At 62.6% G+C, this 19,128-nt stretch carries 17 protein-coding genes; 6 read left to right on the top strand and 11 right to left on the bottom strand.

The features are described from left to right. Positions 1-4: 4 nt before the first annotated feature. A complete protein-coding gene (locus ACN9MO_RS23690; protein WP_113132695.1) occupies positions 5-496 on the bottom strand; it encodes a hypothetical protein in 492 nt (163 codons plus the stop codon). Positions 497-610: 114 nt separating this feature from the next. Between ACN9MO_RS23690 and ACN9MO_RS23685 the strand changes: the two genes are divergently transcribed. The 6 genes from ACN9MO_RS23685 (at position 611) to ACN9MO_RS23660 (ending at position 7,493) form a co-directional block, all read left to right on the top strand. Beyond that, positions 611-1,000, top strand: coding sequence for a RidA family protein (locus tag ACN9MO_RS23685; protein WP_058324990.1), 390 nt, complete (start codon positions 611-613; stop codon positions 998-1,000). A 25-nt stretch (positions 1,001-1,025) separates the two neighbouring features. Beyond that, positions 1,026-1,889 (top strand): MurR/RpiR family transcriptional regulator, encoded by an 864-nt coding sequence (locus ACN9MO_RS23680; protein WP_113132664.1) that lies wholly within the window; start codon positions 1,026-1,028, stop codon positions 1,887-1,889. 21 nt (positions 1,890-1,910) lie between these two features. Beyond that, entirely contained in the window at positions 1,911-2,687 is a 777-nt protein-coding gene (locus ACN9MO_RS23675) for an SDR family oxidoreductase (RefSeq protein ID WP_112996957.1), read from the top strand. 21 nt (positions 2,688-2,708) lie between these two features. Then, entirely contained in the window at positions 2,709-4,628 is a 1,920-nt protein-coding gene (locus tag ACN9MO_RS23670) for a beta-N-acetylhexosaminidase (protein ID WP_113132663.1), read from the top strand. 11 nt (positions 4,629-4,639) lie between these two features. Further along, positions 4,640-6,082, top strand: coding sequence for a M81 family metallopeptidase (locus ACN9MO_RS23665; protein ID WP_113132662.1), 1,443 nt, complete (start codon positions 4,640-4,642; stop codon positions 6,080-6,082). A gap of 184 nt (positions 6,083-6,266) precedes the next feature. Then, the gene (locus tag ACN9MO_RS23660) at positions 6,267-7,493 is read left to right on the top strand and encodes an MFS transporter (RefSeq protein ID WP_113132661.1); all 1,227 of its coding nucleotides are present in this window, start codon (positions 6,267-6,269) and stop codon (positions 7,491-7,493) included. Here the strand turns inward: ACN9MO_RS23660 and ACN9MO_RS23655 are convergent. The 10 genes from ACN9MO_RS23655 to phnE (ACN9MO_RS23610) form a co-directional block, all read right to left on the bottom strand. After that, positions 7,490-8,128, bottom strand: coding sequence for a hypothetical protein (locus tag ACN9MO_RS23655; RefSeq protein WP_113132660.1), 639 nt, complete (start codon positions 8,126-8,128; stop codon positions 7,490-7,492). The genes ACN9MO_RS23660 and ACN9MO_RS23655 overlap by 4 nt on opposite strands. Before the next feature lie 269 nt (positions 8,129-8,397). Next, a complete protein-coding gene (gene hutU, locus ACN9MO_RS23650) occupies positions 8,398-10,071 on the bottom strand; it encodes a urocanate hydratase (protein ID WP_162733620.1) in 1,674 nt (557 codons plus the stop codon). Between the two features lie 2 nt (positions 10,072-10,073). After that, a complete protein-coding gene (gene hutG, locus ACN9MO_RS23645; RefSeq protein ID WP_113132658.1) occupies positions 10,074-10,892 on the bottom strand; it encodes an N-formylglutamate deformylase in 819 nt (272 codons plus the stop codon). A gap of 1 nt (position 10,893) precedes the next feature. Then, complete coding sequence (gene hutH, locus ACN9MO_RS23640; protein WP_113132657.1) at positions 10,894-12,429, bottom strand: histidine ammonia-lyase; 1,536 nt, start codon at positions 12,427-12,429, stop codon at positions 10,894-10,896. Beyond that, positions 12,426-13,670, bottom strand: coding sequence for an imidazolonepropionase (gene hutI / locus ACN9MO_RS23635; protein WP_112996965.1), 1,245 nt, complete (start codon positions 13,668-13,670; stop codon positions 12,426-12,428). The genes hutH and hutI overlap by 4 nt, the downstream gene beginning before the upstream one ends. Before the next feature lie 319 nt (positions 13,671-13,989). Beyond that, on the bottom strand, positions 13,990-14,577 hold the full coding sequence (phnN, locus tag ACN9MO_RS23630) for a phosphonate metabolism protein/1,5-bisphosphokinase (PRPP-forming) PhnN (protein ID WP_113132656.1): 588 nt from the start codon (positions 14,575-14,577) through the stop codon (positions 13,990-13,992). After that, positions 14,574-15,713, bottom strand: coding sequence for an alpha-D-ribose 1-methylphosphonate 5-triphosphate diphosphatase (locus ACN9MO_RS23625; RefSeq protein WP_113132655.1), 1,140 nt, complete (start codon positions 15,711-15,713; stop codon positions 14,574-14,576). Before ACN9MO_RS23625 ends, phnN begins: the two co-directional genes overlap by 4 nt. Before the next feature lies 1 nt (position 15,714). Then, positions 15,715-16,422: a DUF1045 domain-containing protein gene (locus tag ACN9MO_RS23620; protein WP_113132654.1), complete on the bottom strand. Its 708-nt coding sequence runs from the start codon at positions 16,420-16,422 to the stop codon at positions 15,715-15,717. Positions 16,423-16,549: 127 nt separating this feature from the next. Continuing rightward, entirely contained in the window at positions 16,550-18,067 is a 1,518-nt protein-coding gene (gene phnE / locus ACN9MO_RS23615; RefSeq protein ID WP_113132653.1) for a phosphonate ABC transporter, permease protein PhnE, read from the bottom strand. A 9-nt stretch (positions 18,068-18,076) separates the two neighbouring features. Next, positions 18,077-19,039 carry a phosphonate ABC transporter, permease protein PhnE gene (gene phnE, locus ACN9MO_RS23610; protein WP_113132652.1) on the bottom strand — a complete coding sequence of 321 codons (963 nt, stop codon included), beginning with the start codon at positions 19,037-19,039 and terminating at the stop codon, positions 18,077-18,079. Positions 19,040-19,128 lie beyond the last annotated feature (89 nt).

Raw genomic sequence — 19,128 nt, 5'->3', positions numbered from 1 at the left:
TCTTTCAGGCCGGGCCCATCGGGTTCGGCAAGTAGCCGGTAAAGCCGGCAATCTTCCAGCGTCCCTCGTGCAGGCGGCAATAGTAGACGGTCTGCCATTTCAGGATGTCGACGCTGCCGTCCGACTTCTTGAGGCTGCCATCGAATTTCTTGCGCGCCAGCGCCTGGTCGCCGTTGATCTCGATGTCTTCGAGAGTCGTCGTCGTGAAGATCGCATTGCGCGGATCTTCGGCGAAGCTCTGCGTCGCAAAGTCGTTAGCTTGGCGCAGCCACTCCTCGCGATAGGCCGCAAGCGACGGGAAGGTCAGCCGCCAATTGTCCGGATTGGTTTCGCGGCGGCCGTCGATGCCGATGAAGCCGTCCTCGACGAAATCACCTGCGACCATCGACCAGTCTGCGGCCAGGAAGGCGGTAATATCGCGAGAGACGAGCATCTCCCAGATCGAGTGGCGTGCCGTGTCGGAGGAGGGGAATGGATTGAGGAAAGGATCCCGCATATTCGCGCCCTGGATTGAAATTCTTTTCATGAATGGTGTTTTTCGCTAGCCAAATTCAGCTTTCTATGGTCACTTGTCAACGATCAAAGAAAATAATTTGCAAGAAGGCTCATGATGACGATCAAGCGCTATGGTGCGGAACAGGTCGGCGCGGGCGGCAAACCCTTGCCTTTCGCCCGTGCGGTGGAAGCGGACGGCTGGCTTTATGTTTCCGGCCAGGTTGCCATGGAAAATGGCGAGATCATCGAGGGTGGGATTATCCCGCAAACCCACAAGACAATCGCCAACGTGCTGGCCATCCTGACCGAAGCCGGCTACGGTCCGCAGCATGTGGTTCGTTGTGGTGTCTGGCTCGACGATCCGCGTGATTTCTGGACATTCAACAAGATCTACCAAGAGTATTTCGGTGCTCATCCGCCGGCGCGGGCCTGCGTCCAGTCGTCGATGATGGTCGATTGCAAGGTCGAGATCGACTGCGTCGCCTATAAGCCGAAGGAAGGCTGATCAATAAGCAAGGCGCAAGCGGGCGATGGACATCTTCGCGACACTACAGGAAGAAAAAGGGCGGCTCTCCCAATCGGAAAACCGCATTGCCGACATTCTCCTGAATGATTTCGAGTTTGCGGTGAACGCCTCCATCATCGAATTGGCGAGCAAGGCGGACGTGTCGCCGCCCACCGTCACCCGCTTCTGTCGCCGGCTCGGCTGCGACAGCTTCTCCGATTTCAAGGTGCAACTTGCCCGCACCGCCTATATCGGCATGCGCTATCTGAAACCGGAGCCGAAGAGCCGCGAGACCGGCGATGTCGCGCAGGACATCATCACCAAGTCGCAGAACGCGCTGTTCCTTCTGCATCGCTCGCTTGACCTGGCGGCGATCGAGCAGGCCGTAGAGCTCATTGCCGCAGCGGAAATGATCTACGCCTTTGGTTCCGGTGGTAATTCCTCGATGATTGCCGGCGAGTTGCAGAACCGGCTGTTCCGCTATGGTCTTCGCATCACCTCCAGCTCCGATCACAGCATGCAGCTGATGATGACGGCGGCGGCGCGGCCGACCGACGTGCTCATTGGCTCGTCCTTCTCCGGCCGCAACGCCGAGCTCGTGCGCGCTTTTACGCTCGCCCGCGAACTGAAGGTGCCGACCATCGCGCTGACACAGAGCGGTAGTCCGGTGGCGGCCGCCGCCAGCATCACCGTGCCGGTCGATCTGCCCGAGGGCAACAACATCTACCGGCCCACTTCCACCCGCATCGCCTATCTGGCGCTGCTCGATATCCTCTCCAGCCTCGTCGCCTACCGGGTGCAGCCCCAGGCGACGACCACACTTCGGCGCATCAAGCAGCAGCTGGTCACGCACCGCGACGGTGACGATCGCCAGCTTCTCGGAGACTGACGTGCCGCGAAAGGTCAGCGCATGACGCAATCCCTCGCGATCGTAACCGGTGCAGCCGGCGATATCGGCCGCGCTATCGCGCGCAAGCTTTCCGACGATCACGATGTGATCCTGCTCGTCGACATCGACGCGGACGCCGCTGAACGGGCGGCGCGCACGCTCGGCGATGACAACCGCTTCGTGGCCGTTGCCTGCGACGTAACCGATACGACAAGCGTTGCGGCGATGGCCGCGACGGCAAAGGAAAGGGGAGCGGTGCGCACGCTCGTCAACAATGCCGGCGCGGCCCGTGCCGTCAGCCTGCACGATACGACACCGGAGATCTGGCGCATGGACAATGCGCTGAATCTGGAAGCGGCCTTCCTGTGCTTCCGCGCCGTCGAGGATATGCTGAAAGAGACCCGCGGATCGGTGATCAATATTGCCTCGGTCAACGGCATGAACGTCTTCGGCCACCCGGCCTATAGCGCCGCAAAAGCGGGCCTCCTGCATCTGACGCGGCTGATCGCAGTGGAATACGGCAAGTTCGGCATTCGCTCGAATGCCGTCGCACCCGGTACTGTGCGCACCCAGGCCTGGGAAGCGAGGGCGGCGTCAAATCCGGATGTCTTCGAGGAGGCACGTCGCTGGTATCCGCTGCAGCGGATCGTCAACCCTGATGATGTCGCCAATGCGGTGCATTTCCTGGCGGGACCGCTCGCTGCGGCCATTTCGGGCGTCTGCCTGCCTGTCGATTGCGGGCTCACTGCCGGCCAGGCGGAACTGGCCCGCACGTTTTCACAATCAAGCCACTACTGACACTGCATTTGGAGGAAGAGCATGCAGCCGGTTTCCTATCGTCTCGAGGCGTCTTGGCAGCCGGATGGCGGGCCCTTTGGTCGGTTCACCTTCACGCTGTTCAATTTCTCCGCCGCACCGCTTTCCGGTTTCAGGGTCGTCTATACGTCGCTGACGCGGGTCATTGATCCCAAGGCCTGCGAGAATGCGGTGTTCCTGCGTCGCAACGCCAATTTTCATGAGTTTGCGCCGCCCGAGGGGCTGGCGATCGAGAGCGGCGGAAGCTGGACCTTCACCGTCAGCGGCCTGCATCGCAATGCACGCCATTGCACCGACGGAGCCAAGTCCGCCTATCTGACGCTTGCCGATGGCCGCCACGTCCCGGTCGCCGTCTCGGATTTGCTTCTTGAGAACGCCGTCAGCGAGCCGCCGCCGGTGCGGCTGCCGGAAGGTGAACTCGACCAGCCCTATGCGCTGCAGCCTTGGCCGGCGATGCTCGAGCTTCGGGCTGGAACTGGTTTCCCGGTCGTTCTCTATCCGGCCGCTGGGGCCGGGCAAGACGAGATTGCGGCGGTTGCTACCGTGCTGTCGATGTTCCATCGATTGTTCCCTGCGGCGCATGCGCCCTTCAGCCTTGCGACGTCGAAGCAGGGGCGGCCGGTCGTCTTCACGGCGGATGCCGGGTTGGCGGCAGAAGCCTATCGCCTTGAATTCTCCGAAGCTGAAGTTCGCCTGGGCTACGGCGGCAGCGCCGGCCGGCAATATGGCTTGACCAGCCTTGCCCAGCTTCTGGACGGAGCGCGCAATCATCCCGGTAAATTTCGCTTCCCGACGAGCGGTACAATCTCGGACAAGCCTCGCTACGGCTGGCGCGGCTGCCATCTCGATGTATCCCGCCAGTTTTATCCGGCCACCAATGTGGCGCGGCTGATCGATATCCTCGCCTGGTTCAAGCTCAACATCTTCCACTGGCACCTGACGGACGACGAGGCATGGCGCCTGGAGATCAAGGCGTTTCCGGAGCTGACGACGCTTGGTGTGCTGCGCGGCCCAGATGAGGCGCTGCTGCCGCAGCTCGGCAATGGTGCAGAACCCGTCGGCGGCTTCTACAGCCAGGCTGACGTAAAGGCGATCGTCGCGCAGGCAAGCGCACTTCACATCGATGTCGTGCCGGAGATCGACATTCCCGGACACAGTGCGGCGACGCTCGTCGCTCTGCCGGATCTCTCCGATGGCCAGGAGGCGCCCGAGAGTTACCACTCGGTGCAAGGTTATCCGAACAATGCGCTCAACCCGGCCGTCGCCTTCACCTATGAGTTCCTCGAGAAAGTCTTCGATGAGATGGTCGAGCTCTTCCCGAGCAAGTACCTCCATATCGGCGGCGACGAAGTGGCGAACGGCTCGTGGCTCGCTTCTCCGCTTGCCAAGACGCTGATGGAGCAGGAGGGCATTTCCGGCACCTTCGCGCTGCAGTCCTATTTCCTGAAGCGGGTGAAACAGATGCTGACGGCGCGTGGCCGCAAGCTCGCCGGCTGGAACGAGGTGGCGCATGGCGGCGGTGTCTCGACCGAAGATACGCTGCTGATGGCCTGGGAGCGGCCGGAGGTCGGCATCGAACTGGCACGCGAAGGTTATGACGTGGTGATGACTCCCGGACAGGCCTATTATCTCGACATGGCGCAGGCCGATGCGTGGCAGGAACCGGGCGCCAGCTGGGCCGGGACCGCGACGCCGGCGCATACCTATGGCTATGAGGCTGAGGGTGAGTTCCCCGAGGATCTGAAGCCGCGCCTCAAGGGCGTCCAGGCCTGCATCTGGTCTGAGCATTACCTCTCCCGCAGCTATTTCAACCGCCTTGTCTTCCCGCGGCTTCCGGCGATTGCCGAGGCGGCCTGGACACCTAAGGCGGCGAAGGACTGGCTGCGCTTCGCGGCCATCGCTCCGCTCAGCCCCAATCTCTAAGAGGAAAGCCCATGCGCATCGCCGTTGGTGGCATCCACACTGAATGCAGCACCTATTCGCCCGTCCTGATGACGGAAGAGGACTTTCGCGTGCTACGCGGGCAGGCGTTGCTGGAGGCCGAATACTTCAGCTTCATGAAAGCCGAGGACGTCGAGCATCTGCCGCTACTGCACGTACGCGCCGTACCCGGCGGTCCCGTATCGCGAGGGGTCTACGACGCATTCAAGGCAGAGTTTCTCGAGGGACTCCGTGCGGCCGTGCCGATCGACGGGCTCTATCTCGCCATGCATGGTGCGATCAAGGTCGATGGCATGGACGACGCAGAGGGCGACTGGATTTCGGCCGCCCGCGGCGTTGTCGGTTTCGATTGCCCGATTGCCGCAAGCTACGACCTGCACGGCAATGTCAGCCGGAGGATCATCGATCAGCTCGACATCTTTGCAGCCTATCGCACCGCGCCGCATATCGACACGCCGGAAACCATGACCCGCGCCTGGTCGATGCTCGTCTCGGCGCTCAGAGACGGAACGCGTCCGGGTATTGCATGGGCGCCGGTTCCGGTGCTTCTGCCCGGCGAATGCACCTCGACCGAAGACGAGCCGGCGAAATCGCTCTACGCTCAACTGCCGGAGATCGATAAGCGGCCGGGCATTCTCGACGCTAACCTGATGGTCGGCTACGTCTGGGCCGACGAGCCTCGGGCGACCGCCTGCGCCGTCGTGACCGCCACCGATAAGGCCGCAGCCAAGCGGGCGGCCGAAGAGATTGCCGCGGGCTACTGGGCTGAGCGCAGCAACTTCCGCTTTGGCCCGGTGACCGGACCGCTCAACGAGATGCTGGATATCGCCGAACGGGCGACGACGACGCCGATCATCCTCGCGGACTCCGGCGACAATCCGACCGGTGGCGGTGTCGGTGACCGAGCCGATGTGCTGAAGGCACTGCTGGCACGCGGCTGGCGCGGTGCCCTGATCGCCGGCATAACCGATCGCCCCGCGGTGGAAGCCTGCTTTGCTGCCGGTGCAGGCGAAACGCTGATGCTCAAGATCGGCGGTAGCCTCGACCCGGCAAGCCCCTGCGCCGAAATGTTGGTGGAGGTCGTCAGGCTCGATGATCCTGGGGCGGAGAGGGAGCGGCAGGCGGTGGTGCGCGTCGGCGCCATCGATATCGTCATTGCCGCGCGCCGCAGGCCCTATCACGATATCGAGGATTTCCGTCGGCTCGGTCTCGATCCCCAGGCCGTGCGGCTGCTCGTCGTCAAGTCGGGTTATCTGTCGCCCGAACTCGCGCCGATCGCCAATCCCAATCTGATGGCTTTGACCGAAGGCGTCGTCAATCAGGGCATCGCCGGCCTTGCGAGCTTGCGCCGTCAGCGGCCTGCTTATCCGTTCGACCAGGACTTTGTCTTCGAGCCTGTCGCCCGCTTCTCGTCCCGTTGGTCGAGCGGTGGCTGAGGCTTTACTATCTGTATTTTTCCTACCCGAATTTTCGGGTAGGCCCTCCTCTGCGGCGCCGCACGTCGTTCAAGACGCGTCAGGTCGCTGTAACGCTCTAAGTTACTGCATGTTTGTCCTTAACTCGGTCCCGATTTAAGGAACCATACAGTGCCCTTCACCCGCTTCGCGGATACGTTCTAGCATGACTTCCACCATACTTAGCGCCACGCGCAACCCGGCCATGCGGATCAGCATGCTGGCGATCTTCCTCTTCGGCTTTGCAGGCGCTGCCACCTCGCCCTATCAGTCGGTTGTCGGCATCAACGAACTGGGCTTGAGCGACGCCGTCTATTCGCTGCTGATCCTTCTTGCCTCGACCGTGAACGTCATCGTCAGCGTCTCGATCGGCATCCTGGCGGACCGCGTCGGCAACTATCGCGTGCTGATGTCGACGGCGATCCTCTTCGGCGTCGTCGGCTACGGCATCGTTTATGTGCTGCCATACCAGACGAGTTTCGTCGTCAGCGTGCTTTTGCTGCTGCCGATCTACGGCGCGCTTTACACCCTGCTTTTTGCCAATGTGCGCAGCATCGCGCGCCGCATGAGCGGCCACGATGCGGCGTCGCTGACGACGGGCGCTCGTGCGGCCATATCGGTGTCTTGGGTCCTGGTGCCGGGCTTGGTCGGCTTCGCGCTGGCGGGCGGCGAAAGCATGCTGCCGGCCTATCTGCTCGCCAGCCTCGGCTGCGCGGCCAATCTGCTGATCGTCTATTTTCGATTGCCCAACGAAGGCGGGGCTGACGCTTCGCTCGGCAAGCGGCTGTCCTACTGGACCTCGTTCCGGGAGATCCTGACGCCGCGCATCTTCCTGCGGGTGATTGCGGTTGCGACGATCACGTCGACCCTGCACGTCAATGCCGCCGTGCTGCCGCTGATCATGACCGACGAGATCGGCGGTAGCGTCACCGATATCGGCATCATCGTCGGCATCGTCGCCTTCCTGGAAGTCGTCTTCATTTTCGTCTGGGCGCGCATCCAGTTGAGCCTGGTGCCGTTCAAGGCGCTGGCGTTGGGGACGGCTATCTACATCGGCTACATGGTGCTGCTCGGCTTTTCCAATGCCACCTGGCAGATCTACGCGCTCACGCTCATCAGCGCCTTTGGCGCAGCCGCGCTGATCACCATCCCGATCAGCTACCTTCAGGACCTGATTGCCGACCGGCCGGGATTGGGCAGCTCGCTGCTTGCCGTGAACCTTTTCCTGAGCGGCGGGCTTTGCGCCGGGCTTTTTGCGCTCGGCACTCGGATCAGCAACTATTCCGGAACGGCGCTGCTCGGTGGTGTTGCAGGATTTGCCGGGTTGTTGCTGCTGCTGGTGCTCGATGGCGATAGAAAAGGAAAGAGGACGGTCAGCCGCGAACCGGGTTAGTCCCAGGGCTCATCGACAAATTTGCAGGTCAATGTGGTTTGGTTGTCCTGGAGACATCTCTTCTTTTGATCGACAAGGATCATAATTCTCGCGAAGAAGCGCGAGAAGTCGGCCTTGCTGGAGTTAAAGGTGGCTATCCCCAGCGCATGCGCCTGGGCCTGAGCCACGCAGGTCGCCAATTCCTGATCGGGGACATCATTGTTTGCAACGACGACGGCTCGGTCAAACCGCCCTTCCGCAGAATAGTTCACGGCAGAGGCGCAGTTTCCTGGGCCGCTTCCTGCCGTGTCGTTGAGCAATTTGCTGTAGTAGGGGTCGAAGCCGAAATCTTCAATTTTGCGAACGTCGACCCGGCCATTCTGGACGACATCTTTTCTGAATATCACGCCGATGGTGTTTCTTCCGAGGCCTGGTTGGGCTCGCACCTCAATTCCGGCAGTGATGGCGAGCATCTGAATTGTTGAGAAGACCACGTCCCTCTTCTTGGTCTCCCCTTGGCTCATTCCGACGCCGATATACTCCGGGAAGGCGGTAAAATGCCGCTCTCCGTTGCGAACAGGGCCGAAGAAACTCACGTTCTGGGCGACCGAAGACGAAGCAATAAAGACGCTCGTAAGAAGCCCCACGGCAAACATAGGATGTCTAATGGTTCTTCTCTTGTTTCTGCCCTTACACATGAAGCCTTCTCATAAACAATCAGCGCTCGCTTGAGCGAAAAGAGATCTTCTGCAACGCATCGTCAGAAATGCGATGGCATCATTATTTTTCTAGCATTGCGATCAACAGTTGCAAGGCGCCGAAGCAAGGAAGACGCAGTCCCGGTACTTGTCTCATCAAAAAGTGATAGGGGCGCCTTTCGGCGCCCCTATCAGCATTTCCGTTGAGTATGTCAGTCGAAAGCGTATCAGTTGCCGAGGATACCCGGCAGGCGCAGGCCCTTGTCCTTGGCGCAATCAAGAGCGATGTCGTAGCCCGCATCGGCGTGGCGCATGACGCCGGTCGCCGGGTCGTTCCAGAGCACGCGCTCCAGTCGCTTGGCTGCATCATCCGTGCCATCGGCGCAAATGACGACGCCCGAGTGCTGCGAGAAGCCCATGCCGACGCCGCCGCCGTGGTGCAGCGACACCCAGGTCGCACCCGAGGCGGTGTTGAGTAGCGCGTTGAGCAGCGGCCAGTCGGAAACGGCGTCCGAGCCATCCTTCATCGCTTCGGTTTCGCGGTTCGGCGAGGCGACCGAGCCCGAGTCGAGGTGATCGCGGCCGATGACGACAGGCGCCTTCAGCTCACCGTTCCTGACCATCTCGTTGAAGGCGAGGCCGAGGCGATGGCGGTCGCCGAGGCCGACCCAGCAAATGCGTGCCGGCAGGCCCTGGAACGAGATGCGCTCGCGCGCCATGTCCAGCCAGTTGTGCAGGTGCTTGTTGTCGGGCAGCAGTTCCTTGACCTTGGCGTCGGTCTTGTAGATGTCTTCCGGATCGCCGGAGAGAGCCGCCCAGCGGAACGGTCCGATGCCGCGGCAAAATAGCGGGCGGATATAGGCCGGAACGAAGCCCGGGAAGGCGAAAGCGTTTTCGAGGCCCTCTTCCTTGGCGACCTGGCGGATGTTGTTGCCGTAGTCGAAGGTCGGGATGCCCATGTCCTGAAAGGCGATCATCGCTTCGACATGCTCGCGCATCGAGGCGCGAGCGGCCTTTTCGACAACCTTCGGGTCGCTCTCGCGCTTGGCCTTCCACTCGGCCATGGTCCAGCCCTTCGGCAGGTAGCCGTTGACCGGGTCGTGTGCCGAGGTCTGGTCGGTGACCATGTCGGGGCGGATGCCGCGGCGAACCATTTCCGGCAGGATTTCAGCGGTGTTGCCGAGCAGGCCGACGGACTTCGCCTCACCGTTCTTCGTCCAGCGGGCGATGATCTCCATCGCCTCGTCCAGCGTTTCGGCCTTTTCGTCGAGATAGCGGGTGCGCAGGCGGAAATCGATCGAATCCGGGTTGCATTCGACGGCAAGGCACGAGGCGCCGGCCATGACCGCTGCGAGCGGCTGGGCACCGCCCATGCCACCGAGGCCGCCGGTCAGCACCCATTTGCCCTTGAGGTTGCCGCCATAGTGCTGGCGGCCGGCCTCGACGAAGGTTTCGTAGGTGCCCTGAACAATGCCTTGAGTGCCGATGTAGATCCACGAGCCGGCGGTCATCTGGCCGTACATGGCGAGACCCTTCTTATCCAGCTCGTTGAAATGATCCCAGGTCGCCCAATGCGGCACGAGGTTGGAGTTGGCGATGAGAACGCGCGGCGCATCCTTATGGGTGCGGAAGACGCCGACCGGCTTGCCGGACTGCACCATCAGCGTTTCGTCTTCGTTCAGGTCCTTGAGCGTCTCGACGATCTTGTCGAAATCGGCCCAGGTGCGCGCCGCGCGGCCGATGCCGCCATAGACGACCAGTTCGTGCGGGTTTTCCGCCACGTTCGGATCGAGGTTGTTCATCAGCATGCGCAGCGGCGCTTCGGTCATCCAGCTCTTGGCGTTGAGCGTCGTGCCCTGGGGGGCGCGCACGTCGCGAATGTTGTGGCGCGGATTGTTCATGGTCATGCCTCGCTCCCTGTCTGTCTCTTGAGGTCAAATGCGATGGTTTCGATGCGGTTCAAAATGGCTTTCAGCGGCACGCGCAGCAGTGAGGTACGGGCGGCGTCGAGCGCGAAGGGTGGTTCTTCCGCTGCCAGATGGGTCGATTGCGCGAGTTCCATCTGGATCGCGTGCACGCCAGTCTCGGGGCGCCCATAGTGGCGGGTCGTCCATCCACCCTTGAAGCGACCATTGAGAATGCTGCTGTAACCTTTTGCTGCAGCAGCGATTTCTCCCGTTTCTTTCTCGATTTCCGGCGCGCAGGTCTTGCCCATGTCGGTGCCGATGTTCAGATCCGGCAGCTTTCCTTCGAAGAGGAACGGGATGTGCGAGCGGATCGAATGGCAGTCATAGAGCACGACGACGCCATGGATCGCCTTGACGCGCTCGATCTCGGCGGCAAGCGCCGCATGATAGGGCGCGTGGAACGTCCGAAGGCGTTCGGCGATATCGGCTTCGGTTGGTGCCTCTCCATCCTTCCAGATCGGCTTACCGTCGAAATCCGTTTCCGGGATCAGGCCGGTCGTGTTCTGGCCGGGGTAGAGGCTGACGCCCGCGGGATCGCGGTTGGCGTCGATCACGTAGCGGTGGAAGGTGGCGCGAACGACGGTCACCTCCGGCAGCAGGCCGTCATAGAGCTGGTGGATATGCCAATCGGTATCGGCCAATATCCGGCCGTTGTCGTTGAGCCGATCCCAGATCGCAGCCGGCACGTCAGTGCCGGTATGCGGAAATCCGAGAATGACCGGGGAGTTCCCCCTTTTGACTTCGAAGACCGCCATCTCAGCTCTCCAGGCCAGGCAGGATGCCGGCGGAGATCGCGGCGTTCAGGCGGCCGGAGGCGACGAGATCGCCGGCAGCCTTGAGGTCGTTGGCCATGTAGCGATCTTCCTCGATCGTCAGAGAGACGGCGCGAAGTGCCGCGGCTGCCTTCTGCAACTCGGGGCTCGTCTTGAGCGGCGCGCGGAACTCGACGCCCTGGACTGCGGTCAGGGCTTCGATGCCGACGATCGAGAACAGGTTTTCGGTCATCTGCAGCAGGCGGCGGGCGCCGTGGCAGGCCATCGAGACGTGGTCTTCCTGGTTGGCCGAAGTCGGTGTCGAGTCGACCGAGGCCGGGTGCGAGAGCTGCTTGTTCTCCGACATCAGCGCAGCGGAGGTGACTTCGGCGATCATCAAGCCAGAGTTGAGGCCCGGCTTTTTCGCGAGGAAGGCCGGCAGGCCGTAGGAGAGTGCCGGATCGACGAGCAGCGCGATGCGGCGCTGCGAGATGGCGCCGATCTCGCAGACGGCAAGCGCGATCTGGTCGGCGGCGAAAGCAACCGGCTCGGCGTGGAAGTTGCCGCCAGAGACGACGGAATTGTCCGAAAGGACCAGCGGGTTGTCGGTGACGGCGTTGGCTTCGGTCTCGAGCACGCGCGCGACCGAGCGCAGGAGATCGAGGCAGGCGCCATCGACCTGCGGCTGGCAGCGGATGCAATATGGATCCTGCACCCGCTCGTCGCCTTCGATGTGGCTTTCGCGGATCGCGGAGCCGGCAAGCAAAGTGCGCAATGTGGCGGCCGTATCGATCTGGCCGCGATGACCACGCAGCGTGTGGATATCGGGGTGGAAGGGGGCGGACGAACCCATGGCCGCATCGGTCGACATGGCGCCGGTGATCAGTGCTGCCTGCGCGGCGCGGTGGGCGCGGAAGAGACCGGCAAGCGCCAGCGCCGTCGAGGTCTGGGTGCCGTTGATCAGCGCCAAGCCTTCCTTGGCGGCCAGCACGACGGGCGTCAGGCCAGCGGCGGAAAGCGCCTCGGCGCCGGACATGCGGCGCCCTTCGAAGAACGCTTCGCCATGGCCCATCATCACGGCTGCCATATGGGCGAGCGGCGCGAGGTCGCCGGAAGCACCAACCGAGCCCTTCTCGGGAATGACCGGGACTACGCCCTTTTCGAGCATGGCTTCGATCAGACGCACGAGTTCGAGACGGACGCCGGAGGCGCCGCGACCGAGCGAAACGAGCTTCAGCGACAGGATCAGACGCACGACGTTTTCGGCAAGCGGCTCGCCGACGCCGCAGCAATGCGACAGGATCAGATTGCGCTGCAGCGTCGCGACGTCGGCGCTGTCGATCTTGATCGAGGCGAGTTTGCCGAAGCCGGTGTTGATGCCGTAGACCGGGGCATTGCCGGCGACAATTTCGGCGATGCGCGCTGCGGCCTTGTTGATGCCAGCGTCAAAGGACGGGTCAAGACGAGCCGGCTCTCCGGTCCAGTAGATGGTTTCGAGGTCGCGAAGGGGCACGGAGCCCGGATGTAGAATGATGGTCATTGACCGATCCTTTGCCCTCTGAAGATGCGTTCATGAAGTGGGTTGAAGCCGATGCGGTAGACGAGCTCGGCGGGATCCTCGATGTTCCAGAGCGCGAGATCGGCCGACTTGCCGACCTCGATGGTTCCGGTGTCCGCGAGCAGGCCGAGGGCGCGCGCGGCTTCGCGCGTTGTGCCGGCCAGGCATTCGGCCACCGTCAGCCGGAAGAACGTCGCCGACATGTTCATGGTGAGAAGCAGCGAGGTCAGCGGCGAAGTGCCGGGGTTGCAATCGGTGGCGATCGCGATCCGGGCGCCGGCGTCGCGCAGCGCCTGAACCGGCGGCAGGCGCTCTTCGCGGAGTGCATAGAACGCACCGGGGAGCAGGACGGCAACCGTGCCTGATTTGGCAAGGGCTGCGGCGCCTTCGGCGTCGAGATATTCGAGATGGTCGGCCGAGAGCGCACCATAGGATGCCGCGAGCTTCGCGCCGCCGAGATTGGAAAGCTGTTCTGCATGCAGCTTGACCGGCAGGTCGAGTGCCTTGGCGCGGTCGAAGACACGGGCGATCTCGGCGGTCGAGAAGGCAATGCCTTCGCAGAAGCCGTCGACCGCATCGACCAGCCCTTCGGCATGGGCAGCATCGAGGCCGGGCAGCACGACATCGGTGATGTAGTCGCCGTTGCGGCCCTTGTAGTCCGCCGGCGTCGCATGCGCGGCGAGGTAGCTGGTGACGACGCGGACCGGGCGGAGCGTTTCCAGCTTGCGGGCGGCGCGCAGCATGTTGAGCTCAGCTGTCACATTGAGCCCGTAACCGGACTTGATTTCGACCGTCGAAACACCTTCGGAAAGAAGCGTGTCGAGGCGCGGCAGAGCGCTTTCTACGAGTTGGTCGACACTCAGCGCATTGGTCGCCTTCACCGAGGAAACGATGCCACCGCCGGCCCGTGCGATCTCTTCGTAAGTAGCACCTTCGAGCCGCATCTGGAACTCGCGGGCGCGGTTGCCGCCGTGCACGAGATGCGTATGGCAATCGATCAGAGCCGGCGTCATCACGCGGCCTTCGCAGTCAACCGTTTCGAGGCGGCCTGAGAGGTTGGCCGGCAGATTGCGATCGGGACCCGCAAAGGCGATCCGCCCATCGACGACAGCAATGGCCGCATTCTCGACAAGCCCAAGTCCTTCGGCGCCTTCGCTCAGCGTCACGAGGCGCGTGTTGCGCCAAACGCCGGATGCCTGCTTGCGGGTCGGGATATCGTTCATGAGGTCGCCTCCACTGGATATAATGTATATACATATTAATTCGCTCCACAAGAGGAAAATCGTGTGGCGGGAGGAAAAGGACAGGGCGGAAAGGCGAAGAAAAGAGGCGCAGCGCTGTTCAAAAACATGAGCAAGCGGCTTCAACAGATTGATTCTGTGAGCAACTTCTGTGCGATGTGCTTCCGAAGCGCGCGAACGCAAAAAAGCCCCGAAACCGGAATTTCGGGGCTCGTGTCAATCGATCGTCAGGAAAGATATCCGGCCGAAAGCCCTGCCATGTCGATTCGAGAGGCGAGGCCGACGGTACCGCTCGCCCCCGTCAGGCGGCGTGGTCCGCCTTGATGCGCAATCGTTCCACCAGGTCGACGAAGCGGGTGCCGGCGATGTCGAGCCTGCCGCTATTGTCGATGACGCTCACGCCGGGGCCCGACGTGACATCGGGGGCCCGGCGGCTCAGCCGTCGCAGGACTTCTTCCTCGCTCTCGCGGCCGCGTTCTGCAAGCCGCTTGGCCAGAACCGGTGCCTCGGCGGTGATGACGACGACGGCAATGTCGCCAAACGCTTCCCGGAACGCCGGCAGGGCGCCGCGGCTGCCGTTGACGATCGCGGTCATGCCGTTCCGCACATTCTGTAGCACCACGGAGGGGATGCCGTATTTGAGGCCATGCGCGTCCCAGAAGACGGCGAAGGCGCCGTCCTTCTGCATGTCGACGAATTCGTCTTCGGAGACGCTTTCATGCACCTCGCCGCCGGCATCCGACGGACGGGTGATGACACGCCGGACGAAATGCACGTCGTGACAGTCGGCAAAATGCCGGGCGGCAAAGCCCATGACGCTGTCCTTGCCGGCACCGCTCGGTCCGACGACGACGACGAGTGCGCCTGCACCCTGTTCGCTCGCGCTCATGCGACACGCCGTCCTTCGCGCCAGACGGAGCGCACGACCGGAATGCCTTGCCTGCGGTGGACGCGGGCGATGTCGGCGCGCAGACCGACTGCGACGCGACCGCGGTCGTCAAGGCCGACGGTGCGCGCTGGCGTCGAGGTCACCATCGCGATCGCCTTCGGCAGGTCAATGGCTTCGACTTCGTCGGAAAGAACGAAGGGCGCGTGGATCAGGCTGAAGGGCACATAGTCCGACGACAGCACGTCGAGCACGCCACGTTCCGCCAGGTCGCGGGCGGCGATGTTGCCGGAGTGCGACTTGCCGCGAACGATGTTCGGCGCGCCCATGAGCACGCTCAGGCCCGCGCGGTGCGACGCTTCGGCGGCTTCGAAGCTTGTCGGGAATTCGGCAAGCTTGATGCCGAAGCCGACCGATTCTTCGACGTGGTCGACCGTCGCGTCGTCATGGCTGGCAATCGTGATGCCGCGGGCAGCGCAGGCCTCAGCCAGCGCAGTGCGGTGCGGGCCGGCATATTTCGCCGAAAGCGCCTGCTGACGTTCGACGAAGCGGGCGAATTCCGCGTCGGAAAGACCGCGCTTGGATTTGTAGTAGAGCGTGTACTGATCCATCGTCTGGAACTGACGCTGGCCGGGCGCGTGGTCCATCAGCGAGACGAGCTTGACCTGTGGGTCGTTCCGGAAGTCCTCGTAGTGATCGAGCACGTCGGAGGTCGAGACTTCGCAGCGCAGGTGGATCAAGTGGTCGGCGCGCAGCCGACCTTCTTCCTTGGCCTGCGCCAGCGCGTCGGCCATGCTGCGCATCTCGCCCTTCTGGAAGCCGCCATCTTCGTCGGAGCCGAGCCGAAGGCAGTCGAAGACAGTGGTGATGCCCGAGGTGACGACCTGCGCGTCATGCGCCTGGATCGCTGCGATCTTCAGCCAGCGCACGCCGGGGCGCGGCGAATAGTGGGCCTCGAGGTGATCGGTGTGCAGTTCAATGAGGCCGGGAATGAGGTAGTCGCCTTCGAAGTCCTCGCCGCTGGCGACCGTCCCCGCGGAGATATCGGCAATCTTGCCGTCGCGGATCAGCACCGAGCCGCCGAGGATACTGTCCTCGAGGACGATGCGGGCGTTGGTCAAAACCTGTTCTTTGCTCATCTCATGCAATCTTTCGTTGGGTGTCGCTGCCGAGCGGCAGCAGGGAGCGGACAGTAAAGGGGGCGCCGCGCTCCGGTTCGACGAAGAGCGCGACTGACGTCACGTGAAGCGGTTTGCCGATATGATCGGCAAAGGCGGATTCGAGCGCCGATCGCATGACGCCGCTGGTCTCGGCGGACACCGGACCGGTCAAAGTCAGATGGAACTGAAATTCTTCGAATACATAGGGATAGCCCCATTCCCTCAGGTAGCGCCTCTGGCGTTCCGGGAGGCTCTCCGGCTTGCGCCGAGCGAAGTCCGCCTCCGACAGCGGCGCGCGGAACGGGTCGAAGCGGTGAACGGCATCTTCGGCCAGATCCTGCAGTTCGGCCGAGGGAGCGGACGGCACCAGCGCGAAGAACGGACCGAGCTGGTGCAGGACGATTTCAGGGATTTCGAAGGGATCGAGGTCAGCGGCAAAGCATTCGAAGATGCTGAGGAGTTCGTCTTCGTCGCGGCCCTCGGCAAGCTCGAAGGGAGCCTTCAGCGTTCCGTGAAAACCGTAGCGTCGCGGGTCTGCTGTCAGTGTGCGTTGCGTCGCTTCGTCGATCCCCGCGATCGTCGGAAGAGCAAGAGCGTGGCCGGTAAAGGCGTCACGGCCAAGCCAACGGGACGCGGTCTGCGACAGCCGGTCGTCCGCCGGCGGCGCGAAGTAGATTGCATAACGCACGGTCTTCACTTTCTTGTAGCGACCGGCCCGCCGGGGAGGCGGGTCGATTGTTTGCGGGATGCGATGCGCAGCTAGCCGATTTCCATGACAACATCATGATGGCGGACGCGCAAATGCTTGGTTGTCGTCAATGTGCCCTGCGACCCATCAGGCGTGAACGGCACGCGTTCGAGATGCTGTCGAAAATAAAGACAACCAGCAAGATCAGAAGCACCATGTAGGCGACATTTTCCCAATCGGAATTGGTGCGCATTGCTTCCCAGAGCTTGAGACCGATACCGCCCGCGCCGACAGCACCGATGATCGTCGCCGAACGGGTGTTCGATTCCCAGAAATAGAGCGCCTGGCTGGCAAAGACCGGCAACACCTGCGGCAGCACGCCGAAGCGCTGTACGGCAAGCGGCGCAGCACCCACCGACTTGACGCCTTCGCGCTGCTTGTCGTCGATGTTTTCCAGCGCCTCGGAATAGAGCTTCCCGAGCGTGCCGGTGTCGGTGAAGAAGATCGCCGAGATACCGGCAAGCGGTCCGGGGCCGAAGGCGCGGGTAAAAAACAGCGCCCAGATGAACATATCGACCGACCGCAGGAAGTCGAAGAAGCGCTTGACCAGTTGATTGGTCATGAAGCTCGGCGTGATGTTGCGGGCTGCGAGGAAGCAGAGCGGGAAGGCGATCAGCGATGCAAAGAGTGTGCCGACAAAGGCCATGACGACGGTCTGCAGGAGCTTTGTCCAGACATCCAGATGCTGCCACTCGGCGTTATAGAGGATGTTGTTCCAGGCAAGCGAGAGGTTCGAGCGGGACGGATCTATGCGCTCGCCGGATATGATGAGCTCGACGACCTCGCCATAGCTCTTGCCGAAGAAGGGCGAGTTGGTGTCGAAGAGGAAGTTCGCCCAGCCGAAGAAGCGGTTGCGGACGGAGACCTCGTCACCTTCGACTTCGGCCCAGCCGGTGGCGCCGAACGCAAGCACGATCTTCTCGCCTGGACGCTTCTGCGTCGCCCAGGTGGGCAGCGTGCCCTGCGGCATCACCCTGTCGGCGCCATCGACGGCCATCACCAGGGTCTCGCCGCCATGGGTCGCCTTGACCAGGCTGTCGGCGATCTCGATCCTGGTTGAGCGGTCATAGGTCACGACGACTCGGGTCAGGACTTCTTCCGTGCGGATTTCGACGCGGTTTTGAGCTTCGGCCGTGGTGGTGCCGCCGAGCGCTGAACCGGGCGTCATGAAGCTGAAGGACGAGCTTGCCTTCGGCTTTGCCGCCTGCGTCGTCGACGCCGGAATTTCCACGCGGCGCGTCACCGTCTCCTTGTCGAGTTCCATCCAATCCGGATCGGGATTGGGCCCGAGCGGCGAATTGCGCTGATAGTTGAGGCTCATTGTCCGGTCAGAGGCGATGTGGATCTCGGGCCGCACCTCGTAGGAGACCCAGTCGGCGAGATAAGTGCCGGCGATACCCCAGTTGGCGTTGCCAAGCACCTGACCGATCGAGAAGAACCACCAGCTGAAGATGAGATAGACGACAATGCCGCCGGCGATCGTTGCCGTGCGTACACGCTTGGAGGTCGAGGATTTCAGGAGCTCGGGATGGCGGGCCGCGATCGCGTCCATCTCCATTGGGCTCAGTCGTGTGGTCGTGGTCATAGCGCGCACCTACTGGGCAAGCTGGAAGGCCTGTTCGCCAACGAGGCGACGGCGAAGCCAGGCGGAAAACTGGTCGACGGCGAAAATGGTCGCGAACAGCAGGATAACGATCGCAAGCGTTTTCGCCTGGTGGCCCTGGCCGATCGAAAGGCGCAGCAGCTCGCCGATGCCGCCGCCACCGACGGCGCCGATGATGGTCGAGGCGCGCACGTTGATTTCGAGGCGCAGCAGGAAGTAGCTGGTGAAGTTGGGCAGCACCTGCGGCACCATGCCGAACCAGACGCGCTCGATCCAGTTGCCGCCCGCGGCACGCAGGCCCTCATCCGGTTTCATGTCGGCGTTTTCGACCACTTCGTAGAAGAGCTTGCCGAGCGCACCGACCGTGTGGATCGAGACCGCGGCGATCGCGGGAATGGGGCCGAGCGAGAGGATGGCGAGGAAGAAGCCGGCAATCACCACTTCCGGAAAGGCGCGCAGGATCTCCATGATCCGGCGAACGGTACCGCGGATCCACGGATTGGGCATCAGGTTGCGCGCTGCGAAGAAGCAGAGCACGAAACCGAGTGCCGTGCCGATGATCGTCGAGAAGATCGCGATGTTCACGGTTTCCAGCATCTTGTGCACGTATTCGGGGATATAGAAGCTGTCGGTCAGGTCCAGCCGGCCGTCCGGGTAGTTGTATTTGAAGCTGCCGTCGTCATAGGGCGAGGGCAGGTCGAACATGGCACGGAAGATTTCCAGCCCGTCACGCGGTGCGAGATCGCCGACGAAGTCGAAGAAATGCGGCAGGCGATCGAAGAACTTGCCGGCGTTGGAATCGTTGGCGAACCAGAGCGAGCCTGAGAGCGCCAGGAAGAGGATGCCGAAGCCGAGCCAGGAGTAAAGCCGGCGGCGGGAACTCAGTTCCTGCCAATGGCGCTCGATGACGGCGCCGTTGTCGCTCAGATTCCGCGGGAGCAGGGAAGTTGCCATGACCGTTCCGGCTCGCGCCGGCCTCTATGGCATTTCAAGGAAAAGCACGGAGCGGCTTTCCGTCAGGAAATGCGTGAAAACAAAGCGGT

Origin of the sequence: Ensifer sp. R-19, assembly GCF_049905105.1 — a bacterium.
Classification (GTDB): Bacteria; Pseudomonadota; Alphaproteobacteria; order Rhizobiales; family Rhizobiaceae; genus Ensifer.
Note: the sequence above shows the minus strand (reverse complement) of the source record. Positions and strands in the feature narration are given on the sequence as shown.